Here is a 14,998-nt window from a genome sequence, read left to right on the forward strand (position 1 = left end):
GAAACTCGATCAGTTCGAGTGTTCTAGCTCTACTTGCTCAGCTTTTTGGTAAGCAGGGTGGCTCTTTAAAAGTTCACCGTATTTAGCGATGTTAGGGTAAAGCGCAGTTGCACCAAAGTTACCCACGATTTCTACGATGAACGACATCATAAAATCTGCACCTGTTAGTGTGTCTGCAACCAAGTAGGTTTTACCTTCAAGTGCATTATTCACGTAAGTGAGGATCTTTTGGTTTTCATCGTCTGCATAACCGCCTAGGAAGTTAGTTTCACAGCCGTCCTTCATTACAAAGATCTTAAGCAGCATTGGCAAAATACCTGAACTCTCAGCGAAGTGAAGCCATTGCGAATACTCAACGTAGTTTGCGGTGCCGCGTGTAGGTGCGAACTTACCCTGACCGTATTTGTCGATTAGGTATTCCGTGATAGCACCAGATTCAGTGATCACGACGCCATCGTCTTCAATGACAGGAGATTTACCCAATGGGTGAATGGATTTGAGTTCTGGTGGTGCAAGAAAAGTGACACTGTCTCGTTGGTAGGGTTTGATTTGGTAATCTACCCCAAGCTCTTCCAATAGCCAGATGATGCGCTTTGAGCGCGACTTATTCAGGTGATGCAAAGTAATCATGATTCTACCTAGTTAACGGGTTCAGTTTATTGAATTTATTTAGCTTCGTTCGTTTTGATAACAAGCTTACCGAAGTTCTGACCTTCCAATAGGCCCATGAATGCTTGTGGCGCATTTTCTAGACCTTCAACCAGGTGCTCACGATAGTGCATCTTGCCTTGAGACAACCATTCTGTCATTTGAACAGCAAATTCGTTGTAACGGTGTGCGTAGTCATCAAAGATGATGAAACCTTGCATCTTAATTCTTTTAACAAGCAGCATACCCATCAGGCTAGACATACGATCTGGTCCTTCAGGCAGTGAAGTCGCATTGTATTGAGAGATAAGGCCACACACAGGAATACGAGCACCTGTGTTAAGCAGAGGCATTACTGCATCGAATACCTTGCCGCCAACGTTTTCAAAGTAAACGTCGATGCCGTTGTCACACGCTTTAGCCAATTGCTCCGCGAAGTCGTCAGCTTTGTGGTCGATGCATTCATCAAAGCCAAGAATCTCTTTCGCGTACTGACACTTATCTTGACCGCCTGCAACGCCGATAACACGACAGCCTTTTAGTTTGCCGATTTGTCCAACGGTTGCGCCTACAGCACCTGTTGCTGCTGCAACGACTAGCGTGTCGCCTTCTTTAGGTTGGCCGATATCAAGCAAGCCCATGTAAGCAGTAAAACCAGGCATACCCATGATGCCAAGCGCGTAAGAAGGGTGCGTTGGTTCTTTACCTAGTTTGATTAGGCCTTCACCGTTAGACACACCAAGATCTTGCCAACCTGTGTAAGCCAGTACCCATTCGCCAACTTCGTAATCAGCGTGGTTTGATTCTTCAACCTGACATACGGTTGCGCCAACCATCACCTCATCAATCTCGACAGGGTCTGCGTAAGATTTAGCATCGCTCATACGACCACGCATGTAGGGGTCTAGAGAAAGGTAAACTGAGCGAAGTAACATCTCGCCGTCTTTGATGCTTGGCGCAGCTATTGTCTCTAAACGGAAGTTGTCTTGAGTCGGTGCGCCAACTGGGCGAGAAGCCAATACGATTCGGCGATTGTCTTGTTGAGTCATTGGATGTCCTTAATTGTGTATTTTATACATTTAGAATTAGACCAGTCGTCTAGTCTTGTTGTCTAAAAATCCCGCCGTCATCAAATTGATAAGAGGGCGGGTGATTTTTTTAAGTTAAAGCCAATAAAGCGCGCTGCGCGTTATTAGCTTTCACCTTTTAAAATTCGTTCGGTAAGGCTCAAAGCTGACTGTAAGCTATGTGAGCTTTGGCTCAGCTTGCTCAATAAGCTGGCGCCTAACCACATTGAGTATAGGTTCTGAGCTGCTTCTTGGCTCTCTTCAACCTTTATGGAGCCATCTTCAATACCGCCGACAATGCACTGTTCGATGGTATTCGTCACTTTTTCTGCACCCTTTAATAGCGCTTGGCGCATAGGATCAGAAAGATCAGAAACTTCCGCGCTGAGTTTAACGACCAAGCATTTATGAGCATTGCAGGTGCCGTTTTCAATCTGTGACCATCGAGTGAAATAACTGACAATTCTCTGGTAATGGTTGCCTTCACCATGAACCAAAATAGTTTCAACTCTGCTGATGTAGGTCTCAAAATAGTGCTGGATCAGAGCCTCGCCAAATTGCTCTTTCGATTTAAAGTAGTGGTAAAACGACCCTTTCGGCACGTCCGCTTCTTTAAGCAATTGCGATAAGCCAACGCCGTTAAAGCCGTTGTTCACTATTAATTGGTAGCCAACATCTAAAACATGCAGGCGTGTGTCATTCGTTTTTTCGTTCATGGGCAGTACTATAAGTTAAATTAGACCAGTCGTCTAGTGGTCGGTTTTCGAGGGTATATTTGGTCGTTGTTACAGTAGTTAAATAGCTAAATAGCTCAATATCTAAAGAGGCTTCAAATGTTCAGATATAAAAAAGCCCCGACATAGCGCGTATGTTGGGGCTTAAATCAATCACTTCGATTATTTGATAGAGATGAGTTCTACATCAAAAATCAGAGTCGATGATGGTGGGATAGGGCCTGAACCGCCTTTACCGTAAGCTAGAGTGCTTGGAATAAATAGACGAACTTTTTGGCCTTCAACCATGTAAGTCAAACCTTCTTGCCAGCCTTTAATTACTTGCTTAAGAGCAAATGAGATTGGCTCGCCGCGCTCTACAGAGCTGTCGAAAATAGTGCCGTCGATTAGCGTACCGTGGTAGTGAACCGTTACTTTGCTGTTCTTAGTTGGGTGCTCTGTGCCTGTACCTTCTTCAAGAACAAGGTATTGAAGACCGCTTTCAGTCGTAATCACGCCTTCTTTAGTGCCGTTTTCAATTAGAAATTGTTGGCCTTGTTCGAAGTTTTCTCCGCCAGACTTATGATTCGTCCAAGTACGGTAAATCATGAAACCCGCCAAAAGAAAGACAATGACCGGGATGACAAATTTAGACATAGTAAAACCTATTTATATTGAGTGCTGAATTTCGTAGTTAATACAAAATGTGTTAATCAGTTGACTAAAGCCGTGATTATGGTTGAGTCAAAAGGTAGTTGATCGTTTTTGCAATGCCAGCAACGTCTTGGTGACCTGCTGTTAGTACTTGGTATTTACCGTTGATGATAAAGGTTGGTACTGAGTTGATCTGACCTTTTACTGAGATCTCTTCTGCTTGCTTAACGTAGTCGAAAAGAGCGACTTGCTGTTCTTTATTCAGCTGGTATGGGCTAACCAAACCACGAGAAGTAAACGCTGTCTCTAGTGCTTGTTGACGCTGCTCAGGTGTTGCATCTGCACCCATTTGAACGGCACCAAATAGGTCGTCCATGAATGCGTGGTCAGGCGTCGCATCAAGCTGCATCACTGCTGTGTAGTAGATCATTGCGCTGATTTGAGCGCTTTCGTTGAACGTCACGTGCATCTTGCCAATAGTTTGGTCTGTTAGAGATTCAATCTCTGGAATGGCACTTTCCATTTGACGGCAGTGACCACAGTTAAGAGAGAAGATTTCAGTGATCGGAGACAAGTTAAATTCTGTTAGAGCAGTAGGAAGCGCTTCGTATTGAACGCCTTTTTGTGGCTCGTCTGTTTCACTACAACCCGCGATAATGAGTACGGCAGCGAGTGCTGTGATGAATTTAGTAAATGGTTTAAACATAATGTTTGCTCTAGCGTTGAGAAGTCGTGAGATTCTAACTATTTAGTACGAATTGGAAAACAATTATAAGGTAAATAAATGCAAACAGTTCGAACTAGCGGCTGAAGACAAGCTAGTAGACGGTTAACTGTGATCAACAGCACTTTTTTGGGTTCTGCTTTCTTTTGGTCTAAAGTTTTTCCCTCGGTGCCGATATAGACATTAGTGAATGGTTTATCTGCATGAGTGGTTGGTGAAGTAATGAGATATTTAGCGATAATGTTAAGCATAGCTTTGGCTGGGTGTGAAGCCACGTCACCAACTGACTTACTTGGCGGTGACATGCTAGAGACTGCACCACAAACCGATTACGACTTGATGCATCCTGAATGGGGTGTGGTTCAAACGACTCATGTAGCAAGCAATCGTGGGTACTCTATCCAGAGTAGCACTCATCAACACAGAACCATCACGACCAACTACGGACGTGGCGTTTCGACTAACGACCCACTGGAAGTCTTTTTAAGACAAAACCGTATCGATTTTGAAGTGTTGCCGGGTAACCATGTGATGGTAAAGCTTGAGCAGCACGTGAACTTTAAAACAGGTTCAGCATTCCCTGAGCCAGCGTATAATCAATGGCTAGATACGCTAGGCAGCTACCTTGCTCAACGCCAAGATATTGATGTGGTGATTGAAGGGCACACCGATAACACGGGCACAGATCGAATCAATGATCCGCTTTCAGAGCAGCGAGCAAAAGAAGTGAAGGCTCGATTAGAGAGTAACTACGTATCAAGTCGTTCCATCTATACTCGTGGCTTCGGTGAGTATGTTCCAGCTTGTACGAACGCTTCTGCGCAAGGCAAGGCGTGTAACCGCCGTGTTGAATTGATGCTGATTGTCACGAAGTAGTCGTTTGAACTTTCGCGCCCAATTTGAAGCGATTAACGCCAAATAACAGACATAAAAAATCCCTCACATTCGAGGGATTTTTTGTATCTGACTTTTGTTGCTTTATTGCTTATGCAAACTGCTTTTCTAAGTAAGTCACGATATCTGAAGATTCGTACATCCACTCAGTTTTACCGTCTTTTTCGATACGTAGACAAGGCACTTTCACACGACCGCCGCCAGCTTCAAGCTCAGCACGGTGTTGCTCGTTGTTTTTTGCATCACGAAGTTCAAATTGAACCGACTGACGTTTCATCGCGCGGCGCACTTTCACACAAAATGGGCACGCTTCGAATTGGTATAACGTGTGCGTTTTTGCTTGCTCATTTACTTTGCTTTGTTCTTCTTGAGAACGCTTCACACCACGTGGGCTGAAAACAAAATTCAATAACAAGATGACACGACCTAAGAACCAACGGATAAACTTCATAACTCTCTCTACATATTTAAAATTAGCGTTACAATTTGCAGCATTATATACACAAGTTTTGTCAGATGCTCGCAACAAACCGCTAATATCTATTTTGTCCGTTCGATCGTATGAGACTTAGCCACATTTAGCCCTAAACGCTTAGACAGTCGAGTCAGATTTGCTCGGTCTGTTTTCAGAACTCGCCCTGCTTGTGCCCAGTTAAAGTTGGCATCTTCCAACACCTCAGTAATGATACTGCGTTGAAAATCGTCCGTTGCACCACGTAGCCCTGCAGAAAGGTCGATCGTTGGTGTCGATAATGGTGTGTTTTTCACCTGAGTCGTCGCAATTGGCTGATCTTGGTCTAGAGGACCACAATCTTCCTTGGTGATTGTCACCAGGTTTTTATTGGTGCTGCGCGCTAACGCTTTCAATGCGGAACGACTGATCACATGCTCAAGTTCACGCACGTTACCCGGCCAACCATAACGGTTTAGGAAAGAAAGAACGTCGGAGCGGAACTTAACTTGGTTGATACCAAGCTTACGACGCGCTTGTTCTAAGAAGAAACCCGCTAATAGGCTGATGTCGTCACCACGATCTTTCAGTGCTGGCACCGCGATAGGATACACACTCAATCGGTGGTACAAATCGGCTCTGAATCGACCGTCTTCAACTTCTTGTTTTAGATCTCGGTTTGTCGCTGCCAATACTCGCACATCAATGGTTTGAATGTTGTCTTGGCCAACCGGTTGGATTTCGTTGTTTTGCAGCGCACGTAGGAGCTTACTTTGAGCGGCCAAAGGCAATTCACCAATCTCATCAAGGAACAGTGTGCCACCATCGGCTAAAGCAAATTTACCTAAGCGGTTTTTGTCTGCGCCAGTGAACGCGCCACGAACGTGACCAAACAGTTCACTCTCTACTAAGTTTTCAGAAATTGCAGCACAGTTTACGTAGACGAGTGGGTTACGTTTACGTTGAGATTGGTGGTGCAGGGTGCGAGCCACAAGCTCTTTACCAACCCCGGTGTCACCATGAATCAAGATATTAAACTCAGATGGAGCTACAACAGCGATGTCGTTCTTAAGCGCGACCATGGTGTCACTGTTACCAATCAACTCACCGCCGTCACGTTCCCACGCTTCTACGTTCAATTCTTCGAGTAATTGCTTTGACTGTTTTGCTTGATGCTCAAGTTGCGAGAAGGTCAGTGCCATCTGCATGGTTGAGGCTGCAATAGCTGCCAGTACTTCAAGGTTACGCGCCGGAATATTCGCGAAGACATCAGGTTTCAAGCTGTCTAGAGTCAGAATACCTAAGAGCTTATCGCCAAATAGCAAAGGCAAGCCCATACAAGCATGCATTGGTAAATCGCCATCATGGTCAATAAGCAAACCATCGAAAGGATCGGGTAAGGAGCTGTCAGCATCGAAACGAACAGGAGAGCGAGACGCGCAGATCTCTTCAAACCGTGGGTGTTCTGAAATGATAAAGCGACGACCGAACGTATCTCGGCTGAGCCCTTGCATTGCGATAGGTACTAGCGTGTCGCCTTGAAGGCTTAAAAGCGCGACACAATCACACGTTATGGTTTTGCGAATGGCATCGATCAGGCGATTGAAACGATCTTGATCGTTGACACCACTTGCGAGGCCAATGGTCATTTCCATGAGGGTAGATGCGGAGATATCTTGCATAAAAAACTCTAACTGTGTGTGTTTATCTACATAATAGAGTCTTATTGACTTAAAAAAAAGGTCTTTTTGACATTTTTATAAGATGAGTTTTGAGAAGAAAACCAGTAATGACGGGGATTGATAAAGTTGGCACTGATTGTGCAGAAGATACAGAGAAGCCCAATTATAGCGCTGATTAAACAGACTATTCTTGATCTCAATCAATCAGGTTGCATTAATCAGGTTTCGCGATTTTTTGAAATGAAAACGAGTCAAAATAACTCAGTTTCTAAAAATAACTAAGGTTTCAGAAAATCGATAAGTCATTCTTAATTTTTAGTAGTCAAAATGACATATAGGTCATAAGGCTCAGTGTTCGGAGTAAATTCATGCTTAACAATGCACATATCGAAATCATCAAATCTACTATCCCTCTACTTGAGAGTGCAGGTCCTGCTTTAACTCAGCATTTTTATCAACGTATGTTCACGCATAACCCTGAGTTGAAAGATATCTTCAATATGACTCACCAAAGAACAGGTCGCCAAGGCGTAGCACTGTTTGAAGCTATCGCGGCATATGCAAAGAACATTGAAAATTTAGCAGCGTTAACAACAGCCGTTGAACGTATTGCTCAGAAACACACAAGCTTTAACATTCAACCAGAGCACTACCAAATTGTTGGTTTGCACCTGATTGAGACATTACGTGAACTAGCTGCTGACGCCTTTACTCCAGAAGTGGAAGAAGCATGGACAGCCGCTTACCTATTCTTGGCGCAAGTATTCATCGATCGTGAAGCTGAACTTTACCTACAGCGTAAGCAAGCTGTTGGTGGTTGGGAAGCAGCGCGTGCGTTTGTGATTGCAGACAAAATCGAAGAGTCAGCGCTAGTAACAAGCTTTATCCTTCAGCCAAAAGACGGCGGTGAAGTTCTGGATTACACACCAGGTCAATACATCGGTATCGAAGTGAAACCAGAAGGCTCTCAATACAGCGAGATTCGTCAATACTCACTGTCTGATAAGCCAAACGGCAAGCAATACCGTATTTCTGTTAAACGTGAAGGACAAGGCCAAGAGACACAAGGCGTTGTATCTAACCACCTACACGATACGGTTGCTGTTGGTGATGAGGTTAGCCTATACGCACCAGCGGGTGACTTCATGTATCAAGAGCGCAGCAAGCCAGTAACACTTATCTCTGCAGGTGTTGGTGTAACGCCAATGCAGTCTATGCTTGAGTTCCTAAACACGGAAGATAAAAACGAGCCAGTACTTTACCTTCACGCTTGTGAGAACGTAGGCCAACACTCTTTCACGACTCGTGTTAAAGATATTGTTGCCGACAAAGGTTGGGAAGCGAAAACGTGGTACATGAACAAAGATGAATCTGCATGTGAAAACACGCATCAAGGTCAAATGGATCTAGCGTCTATCTCTGATACTAAAGGCTTTGAAGAGAGCGATTTCTACATCTGTGGTCCTGTTGGTTTCATGAAGAATATCGTAGAGCAGCTAGATGCAATGAAAGTTGACCGTTCACGCGTTCACTACGAAGTATTCGGCCCTCACGCTAACTTCTAATAGGTCTCGGCATTTCTAGTAACACTCGCCTGAACTATTAATACCTTGCCTATTCAAAGGCCTCACAGTGTGAGGCCTTTTTGGGTTTGGTTGGTTTTGTCTGACATCATCGACTACTGCAGAACACGATGGTTCAGCTAAGATCTTTTCGCTTCTATCTAAGAACGTTTCATCTTCTTGGACATGTAGTCGGAATCGAAAAACTCAGGCCAGTACATTTTTACGTAACCACCGGCAACCCAAATCACTAGAATGGTGGCGATGGTTAGCTCGAAGAAACCAAACTTGTGTAGCCAATACCATTGTGGGTATTCCGCGCCGAAAAATGTGGTTAGACGATGCATGGCAATAGCGCTGATCACGGATGGGAAGGTGACGGCAGCAATTGAAGGTTGGAACTTCAAACGCATTAGGCGGATGTAACACAAGTAAATCAATAGTGTCATGGTGATGGCGATGCCAGACAATGCGCCTGTTAGAATCGGATCTGGATTGTCGAAGTTAACCAAGTAAGCGGCTAAAGACAAGTTAACCGGAGCTGCCATGATAGCGAGTGTTGGTCTTGCTCGGCGAGGAAGATTGCCTTCGAACACCAAGCGGTACAACACCACTGGCAACATAAGGAAATAGATACCAATACAAGTGATCGCAAGTGTTTCTGAAAATACGGTGTGCCCGAACTGTGTGCCAGCTAAGGAACTGCTGATCAAACCGACTGGATACAGAAACCAACTCGGTACAATGTTCGACATTTTGAAGTTGATGATCTGAAAACTAAAGAACAACACCATCATGGTAAAGTGCAGCAATAGCGCGCAGAACCAAACTGGGTAGGCGATAGCTGGCGATATCTCGGCTAAATAGTCGCACAGAATCAGTAAAGCCATGCTCATTGGTGCCATCAAGCTTCCACTTAACGGGTGGCGAATGTCATTAAGGAAGGTATTAAAGCTCGTTAAATAGCGCAGTAAAACAGGCAGCAATAATAGCGCGCCGAATGCAGCGAGGTAGGGACGAATTATCTCACCAATGCCCGGGATATATAACGCCCAAGCTTGTCCTAACCCAATAACGCCAAGTGCTAAAGACGCCTGAGATGGCGGCACATTTTTTACTTGGGTTAATCTTCTCCAGTTCAACGACTTGCTCCGACTTAGTTAATTACAGAATATTGGACTATTTGCCTTAGTTAGAGTGTGTAGGTCTTCCATCAATAGATTTTGAGGGCACTCAACTAATTTTGAGTGGATGATACCAAGTTTAACGTTTGCTTTTTTGATTTTGATACGGAATCGGGAGATTAAGCACGTTGAATGTGTGCTTTTGTTTCATGAGTCATTTGTAATTAACGTACTTCCTCTTGTTGAGGGAGATCTTGTTGTCTTAGTTTTTCGTTTTTCAGCGTACGGTTAAGCAGTTGACTGTAAATTGGCTGCCCACCTAACATTTGAGCAATGATTACCGCACCTAAGCAGGTGATGATCAACGGCAGGATCAGGTAGTAGTTATTGGTCATTTCAATAACTAACAGAATACCGGTGATAGGCGCTCGCACGGTGGCGGCAAATAAGGCTCCCATGCCAGCAATTGCAAACATACCCGGTTCAATATTCAGTTCAGGAAAGAATGCCGCCGCGATAAGCCCAAACGCGTAACCAAAGAGCGTTCCTAGAGCAAGCATTGGTGCAAAGATACCACCCGGTGCACCAGAGCCGAAACAAAGTAGCGTGGTGAGCACGCGCCCTAAGAAGATTAACAGCAGCACGTTTGCGCTGTAGTTACCATTAGTGATGTTCGGGATGATACCAATACCACCGCCAGTCAACTCCGGTATATAGAGCAGCAATAAGCCAAAGCAACCGCCCAGCAGGGAACCTGTCATTAAGTAGCGTTTACGGTCATTCTTGTGTATTGCCACAAATAGGTCTTGCGAAAGTGTAATCAACTTATTGAAAATCACACCAAACATGCCGAACAACACGCCTAACAACAAGAATAACCACAGAGCATCCAGTTCAGGCGGTTGGTATTGAGGCATTGTGATAACGGCAGACTGCCCGTTGATTGATCGAAAAACGATGTTGGCTGAAACCGCGGAGATGATGACGGCTTTAATTGATATGAGTGAATAGCGAAACTGTGGTCTCATCTCCTCGACTACAAACATGATGCCAGCCAGTGGTGCGTTGAATGCGGCGGCTAAACCACCTGCGGCACCCGAAGCTAATAGTGAGTGGCGAGTGTCGTCATCTTTGACTCGAAAGATATCGGTGACCATGCGACCAATGCTGCCGCCCATTTGAACGGTTGGTCCTTCTCGACCTAAAACCATACCAGAGCCTAATGCGCCCATACCGCCAAAAAATTTTACTGGCAATACTCTCCACCATCGAACAGGGCGCATACCGTCCATCGCACCTTCAATTTCGGGGATGCCTGAGCCTGCAGCCTCTGGAGCAAAGCGGTGAACGAGGAAGTAACCAATAAAGGCAAATGCAGCACTAATAAGGAAAGCGGCTAGCCAAAGGGGTAAATAGCTACCGATTTCATCTTTAAGCCAATCGGTACGAGTTTCTGTGATGAAATGAACCGCGACTTCGAAATAGGTCCCCACTACGCCAGCAAGTACACCGACAATACAAGAAAGAAAGAGAACTGAAGCTGGGGTCTTATCTCTTGAGAGAAATTGATTAATAGCATCCCTTGGCATTTTTGCTAATAAGGACTGCTTAATTTTCTCTCTTCTGGTCATAGAAATAAGTTTCCTGAATGAGTTAAGGCGGGGTTGCATTAAATTATACGCTTCCTCCGCATATCCTATAGCAACAAAGATGAAAAGTTGAATTTCATTTATGGAATGTGCGTGTTACATAAATGGAATCTATGGTCAATAGTGGAATCACCGTCACAATTTTGATCGATTCTCTGGCGGCGGCTTGAATATCCCCAAAAATGAACCATAGTTAAATCGTAAAGCAACATAACGAACCGCAAGGAGAAGTGAGGTTTTACACACAATTTGGATGGATTCAGAAACAAAGTTTTAGTTCCTCGTTAAATGTTCAGGTCGATATTTAAGGCTTCCTGATTCGCGAACTCACGATTGAGTAACGAGGGTGAGGCGTACTGAGTAAGTACGCCTTTAGTTCGTCTGGAGCATCCCATTTCCACATTCTGCCTCTACTGTTTATCTCTTCTGATTATTTTCGCGCCAACCTCTATTAACGAATCTCAGTGTAAACAATCGATTGGGGTCAACTTTTTGGTGATTGAGTATATACTCCCTTAAAAAGGAGAACTGATATGACTAAAAAAGTTCCTACGAACATCATTACGGGTTTCTTGGGTGTTGGTAAAACGACAGCCATCTTGAACCTGCTAAAAAATAAACCTGAGAATGAAAACTGGGCTGTTCTGGTTAATGAGTTCGGGGAAATCGGTATTGACGGTGCATTAATGACAGATCAAGGCGCTTTGATTAAAGAAGTGCCGGGTGGATGCATGTGCTGTACTGCGGGCGTGCCTATGTCAGTGGGTATTAATGCCTTACTTCGCCAAAAGCCAGACCGTTTATTGATTGAGCCGACAGGGCTTGGTCACCCTAAACAGGTTATAGCGACACTGACTTCCGATCAGTACACACCATATGTCGATTTAAAAGCGACGCTTGGTTTGGTTGACCCACGAAATCTGTCTAATGAAAAGTACACATCGAATCAGAATTTTAATGATCAACTAAATAGTGCAGATGTGATTCTTGGTACTAAGGTTGACCTTGTTCATTCTGAAGAAATCGATGTGTTCAATGATTGGGTGACGGATCAAACGCCAGCAAAAGTCTTCCATAAGCTAATTCACGATGGTGAAGTGCCATTGGAAGTGTTAGACATTGAAAGAGTATGCGGCAGTGCTTCATCTCATATTGAAGCGCATCATCACGATCACGCTGAACAAGAGCCTCAATTCCAACTTCCTCCTGGTGAAGCTTTCATCCGTAAAGAGAATAAAGGACAGGGCTATTTCAGTTGTGGTTGGTTGTTTGGCGCAGAGCATAAGTTCGACTTCGATGCGCTATTCTCTATGTTGTCAGATCTAACGGCCGAGCGTGTAAAAGCTGTCGTGAACACCGACCAAGGTTGCTACGCATTCAATGTGGCGAATCAAGTCGTGTCTGTGAACGAAATTACGCTTGATGGCTTTGAATCTCGACTGGAAGTGATCGACTCGCAGCTCATGCCATGGGGCGATCTCGAGCAGATTCTACTCAAGCTGTGTGGCATCAAATAGCCCTGTTTTTGCTGTTTGAACCAAGGATCTTGGTGTTTACCTCGTTGAAGGCGGGATAAACACCAGATTAAATGAGAAAGTTTGCGTTATATCACGATAAATGTGAGATAAATCACTCTAATTACTTTATAGTGCTCGGCTGAAATAAGAATGTAGGCTGTCTGCTTAAGGAACCCGTAACAATGTCATTTTCCTCTCAAGGTTTTGCTCCTGAATTAGTCAAAGCGTTGACTGAGTGTGGTTATGAAAAACTCACTCCAATTCAACAAAAAGCGATTCCAATGGCTCGTAAAGGCCATGATATTTTTGCTACTGCTCAAACCGGTACGGGTAAAACAGCGGCATTTTCATTGCCTGTTATCCAACACCTTTTGAACAGCGGTAAAAAGGCGTCTAGAGGAACGGCTCGCGGCCTTATTCTTGCTCCAACTCGTGAGCTTGCTGCGCAGATCGCTCAAAACATTAAAGACTACGTTAAATACACAGATCTAAGTGTTTCTGCGGTTTACGGTGGTAACAAGATGTCTTCACAAGTTCGTCAACTAGAACTGGGTGTGGATATTTTGGTTGCAACACCTGGCCGTTTAGAAGAGCACTTAGAAGCGGGTAACGTGTCTATTGCTAACCTAGAATTTCTAGTATTTGATGAAGCTGACCGTATCCTTGATATGGGCTTTATCAATGCCGTTCGTAAGATCATGTTGGATGTAGAAACATCACCGCAAATCATGATGTTCTCTGCAACGACTTCTACTCAGTTAAACCAACTGTCTGTTGATATTCTGCGTAAACCAAAACGTATTAGTGTTGAGCGCGAAAACTCAACGGCTGCTACTGTCGGCCACGTGGTTTACCCAGTGGATCAAGAGCGTAAAACAGAACTGCTTTCTGAGCTGATTGGTCGTAAAAACTGGCGCCAAGTGCTTGTTTTTGTTAACTACAAAGAAACAGCGAACGATGTAGTTAAAGAGCTTAAGCTTGACGGTATTAAAGCGGTACTTTGTCACGGTGATAAAGCGCAAAGTGCTCGTCGTCGTGCTTTGGATGATTTCAAAGAAGGTAGAGCACGTGTGATGGTAGCAACCGACGTTGCAGCTCGTGGTCTTGATATCGAAGACTTACCACACGTAATTAACTACGACATGCCTTTCCTAGCGGAAGATTACGTTCACCGTATTGGCCGTACAGGTCGTGCTGGTAAACAAGGTCACGCAATCTCTTTCGTTAACCGCGAAGAAGAGCTGACTGTTGTTCAAGTTGAAAAACTGATTCAACAACGTATTCGCCGTGTTGAACAACCGGGTTACGAACCGAAGAAACGTGATGCTTACATCGAGAAGCTGAACACTAAATCGGCTTACAAAAACCGTCAGGGTCGTAAGAACAACGCGAACGAAGAGCCACAAGATCAAGCAAGCGCTGAACGTCGTTTGACTATGATGAAGCGAATTAAAAACCGTCGTAAGTAAAATTACGGTTGGTAATGAAAAAGAGCCACTGTTATGTGGCTCTTTTTGTTTGTATTGATCGCAATATTGTTTATTGTCATTACTGCTTCGTTTCAACCTCGCTTCATTTCAAGCCCGATCAAGAAACAAGAACTATTAAATAAAAATAAGTCGATAAGGTAATAATATGGATAGCGCACTACTTTGGGCTTTTATTCCCACGTTTTTCTTCGTGTCAATCACGCCTGGTATGTGTATGACTTTGGCGTTGACACTTGGAATGAGTGTTGGATACAAGCGTACATTATGGATGATGATCGGTGAACTGGCTGGTGTCGCTGTGGTTTCTATTGCCGCGGTATTGGGTATCGCTTCGATCATGTTGAATTACCCATGGCTATTTACGGGCTTTAAATTTGTTGGTGCGGGTTACCTGTTTTATTTAGGCGTTCAGATGTGGCGTTCGAGAGGCAAACTGGCGATCAGTACTGACAACCAAACAACAAAAGTCAGCAATGATTGGGACTTGGTGGTTCAAGGTTTTGTCACTGCAATTGCGAACCCAAAAGGCTGGGCGTTTATGATTTCTTTGCTGCCTCCTTTTATTAACAGCAATAAAGACTTAGCACCGCAGTTGTTCATTCTCGTGTCAATCATTCTGGTTTCTGAGTTTGTTTGCATGACCTTATACGCGACAGGCGGAAAGAGCTTAAAGCATATGCTGGGCAAAGCCGACAATGTTAAGTTGATGAACCGCATTGCAGGTACGTTGATGATGGGCGTTGGTGTTTGGTTGTTCGTGAGCTAATTCTGGTTAGCCTACAACGAGCAGAGATCCCCGACTCGGTCGTTCCTCCTTCTCGAG

General features: G+C 44.3%; 14 protein-coding genes. 5 read left to right on the forward strand and 9 right to left on the reverse strand.

The features are described 5' to 3' along the window. Positions 1–9: 9 nt before the first annotated feature. The 5 genes from AB4512_RS14265 to AB4512_RS14285 form a co-directional block, all read right to left on the reverse strand. Complete coding sequence (locus AB4512_RS14265; RefSeq protein WP_017064479.1) at positions 10–630, reverse strand: glutathione S-transferase family protein; 621 nt, start codon at positions 628–630, stop codon at positions 10–12. 35 nt (positions 631–665) lie between these two features. Beyond that, a complete protein-coding gene (locus AB4512_RS14270; RefSeq protein ID WP_372175079.1) occupies positions 666–1,697 on the reverse strand; it encodes an NADP-dependent oxidoreductase in 1,032 nt (343 codons plus the stop codon). 143 nt (positions 1,698–1,840) lie between these two features. Further along, positions 1,841–2,431, reverse strand: a complete 591-nt coding sequence (locus tag AB4512_RS14275) for a TetR/AcrR family transcriptional regulator (RefSeq protein WP_017062643.1) — start codon at positions 2,429–2,431, stop codon at positions 1,841–1,843. 180 nt (positions 2,432–2,611) lie between these two features. Beyond that, on the reverse strand, positions 2,612–3,085 hold the full coding sequence (locus tag AB4512_RS14280) for an FKBP-type peptidyl-prolyl cis-trans isomerase (RefSeq protein WP_372175080.1): 474 nt from the start codon (positions 3,083–3,085) through the stop codon (positions 2,612–2,614). 76 nt (positions 3,086–3,161) lie between these two features. Beyond that, positions 3,162–3,788, reverse strand: a complete 627-nt coding sequence (locus tag AB4512_RS14285) for a thioredoxin domain-containing protein (protein ID WP_017062641.1) — start codon at positions 3,786–3,788, stop codon at positions 3,162–3,164. A 258-nt stretch (positions 3,789–4,046) separates the two neighbouring features. Here AB4512_RS14285 and AB4512_RS14290 point away from each other — a divergent pair, with 258 nt between their 5' ends. After that, entirely contained in the window at positions 4,047–4,682 is a 636-nt protein-coding gene (locus AB4512_RS14290; RefSeq protein WP_029235219.1) for an OmpA family protein, read from the forward strand. Between the two features lie 109 nt (positions 4,683–4,791). On the opposite strand, the gene AB4512_RS14295 is transcribed toward AB4512_RS14290, so the two are convergent. Further along, positions 4,792–5,151 (reverse strand): glutaredoxin, encoded by a 360-nt coding sequence (locus AB4512_RS14295; protein WP_017062638.1) that lies wholly within the window; start codon positions 5,149–5,151, stop codon positions 4,792–4,794. A gap of 89 nt (positions 5,152–5,240) precedes the next feature. Further along, positions 5,241–6,833: a nitric oxide reductase transcriptional regulator NorR gene (gene norR, locus AB4512_RS14300; protein WP_017062637.1), complete on the reverse strand. Its 1,593-nt coding sequence runs from the start codon at positions 6,831–6,833 to the stop codon at positions 5,241–5,243. A 368-nt stretch (positions 6,834–7,201) separates the two neighbouring features. On the opposite strand from norR, the gene hmpA reads away from it, so the two are divergent. Beyond that, on the forward strand, positions 7,202–8,398 hold the full coding sequence (gene hmpA, locus AB4512_RS14305; RefSeq protein WP_017062636.1) for an NO-inducible flavohemoprotein: 1,197 nt from the start codon (positions 7,202–7,204) through the stop codon (positions 8,396–8,398). A gap of 158 nt (positions 8,399–8,556) precedes the next feature. Here hmpA and AB4512_RS14310 read toward each other — a convergent pair whose 3' ends face one another. Together AB4512_RS14310 and clcA are read right to left on the reverse strand one after the other, a co-directional pair. After that, positions 8,557–9,537: a TDT family transporter gene (locus AB4512_RS14310; protein ID WP_372175081.1), complete on the reverse strand. Its 981-nt coding sequence runs from the start codon at positions 9,535–9,537 to the stop codon at positions 8,557–8,559. Between the two features lie 206 nt (positions 9,538–9,743). Further along, entirely contained in the window at positions 9,744–11,150 is a 1,407-nt protein-coding gene (gene clcA / locus AB4512_RS14315) for a H(+)/Cl(-) exchange transporter ClcA (RefSeq protein ID WP_136981891.1), read from the reverse strand. 551 nt (positions 11,151–11,701) lie between these two features. Here clcA and AB4512_RS14320 point away from each other — a divergent pair. The 3 genes from AB4512_RS14320 (at position 11,702) to AB4512_RS14330 (ending at position 14,941) form a co-directional block, all read left to right on the forward strand. After that, positions 11,702–12,685, forward strand: a complete 984-nt coding sequence (locus AB4512_RS14320) for a GTP-binding protein (protein WP_372175082.1) — start codon at positions 11,702–11,704, stop codon at positions 12,683–12,685. A gap of 182 nt (positions 12,686–12,867) precedes the next feature. Then, positions 12,868–14,154, forward strand: coding sequence for a DEAD/DEAH box helicase (locus AB4512_RS14325; protein WP_019821956.1), 1,287 nt, complete (start codon positions 12,868–12,870; stop codon positions 14,152–14,154). A 166-nt stretch (positions 14,155–14,320) separates the two neighbouring features. Next, entirely contained in the window at positions 14,321–14,941 is a 621-nt protein-coding gene (locus AB4512_RS14330; RefSeq protein ID WP_017064486.1) for a LysE family translocator, read from the forward strand. The last annotated feature ends 57 nt before the right edge of the window (positions 14,942–14,998 follow it).

Source organism: Vibrio sp. 10N.222.52.B7, assembly GCF_041474275.1.
GTDB lineage: Bacteria > Pseudomonadota > Gammaproteobacteria > Enterobacterales > Vibrionaceae > Vibrio > Vibrio crassostreae_C.

Excerpts from the sequence above, each read along its gene's own strand:
- AB4512_RS14270 (WP_372175079.1), bottom strand. The coding sequence starts at position 1,697 with ATGACTCAACAAGACAATCGCCGAATCGTATTGGCTTCTCGCCCAGTT.
- AB4512_RS14325 (WP_019821956.1), top strand. The coding sequence starts at position 12,868 with ATGTCATTTTCCTCTCAAGGTTTTGCTCCTGAATTAGTCAAAGCGTTG.
- AB4512_RS14285 (WP_017062641.1), bottom strand. The coding sequence starts at position 3,788 with ATGTTTAAACCATTTACTAAATTCATCACAGCACTCGCTGCCGTACTC.
- AB4512_RS14330 (WP_017064486.1), top strand. The coding sequence starts at position 14,321 with ATGGATAGCGCACTACTTTGGGCTTTTATTCCCACGTTTTTCTTCGTG.
- AB4512_RS14275 (WP_017062643.1), bottom strand. The coding sequence starts at position 2,431 with ATGAACGAAAAAACGAATGACACACGCCTGCATGTTTTAGATGTTGGC.
- clcA (WP_136981891.1), bottom strand. The coding sequence starts at position 11,150 with ATGACCAGAAGAGAGAAAATTAAGCAGTCCTTATTAGCAAAAATGCCA.
- AB4512_RS14320 (WP_372175082.1), top strand. The coding sequence starts at position 11,702 with ATGACTAAAAAAGTTCCTACGAACATCATTACGGGTTTCTTGGGTGTT.
- AB4512_RS14265 (WP_017064479.1), bottom strand. The coding sequence starts at position 630 with ATGATTACTTTGCATCACCTGAATAAGTCGCGCTCAAAGCGCATCATC.
- AB4512_RS14295 (WP_017062638.1), bottom strand. The coding sequence starts at position 5,151 with ATGAAGTTTATCCGTTGGTTCTTAGGTCGTGTCATCTTGTTATTGAAT.
- AB4512_RS14280 (WP_372175080.1), bottom strand. The coding sequence starts at position 3,085 with ATGTCTAAATTTGTCATCCCGGTCATTGTCTTTCTTTTGGCGGGTTTC.
- hmpA (WP_017062636.1), top strand. The coding sequence starts at position 7,202 with ATGCTTAACAATGCACATATCGAAATCATCAAATCTACTATCCCTCTA.
- norR (WP_017062637.1), bottom strand. The coding sequence starts at position 6,833 with ATGCAAGATATCTCCGCATCTACCCTCATGGAAATGACCATTGGCCTC.
- AB4512_RS14290 (WP_029235219.1), top strand. The coding sequence starts at position 4,047 with ATGTTAAGCATAGCTTTGGCTGGGTGTGAAGCCACGTCACCAACTGAC.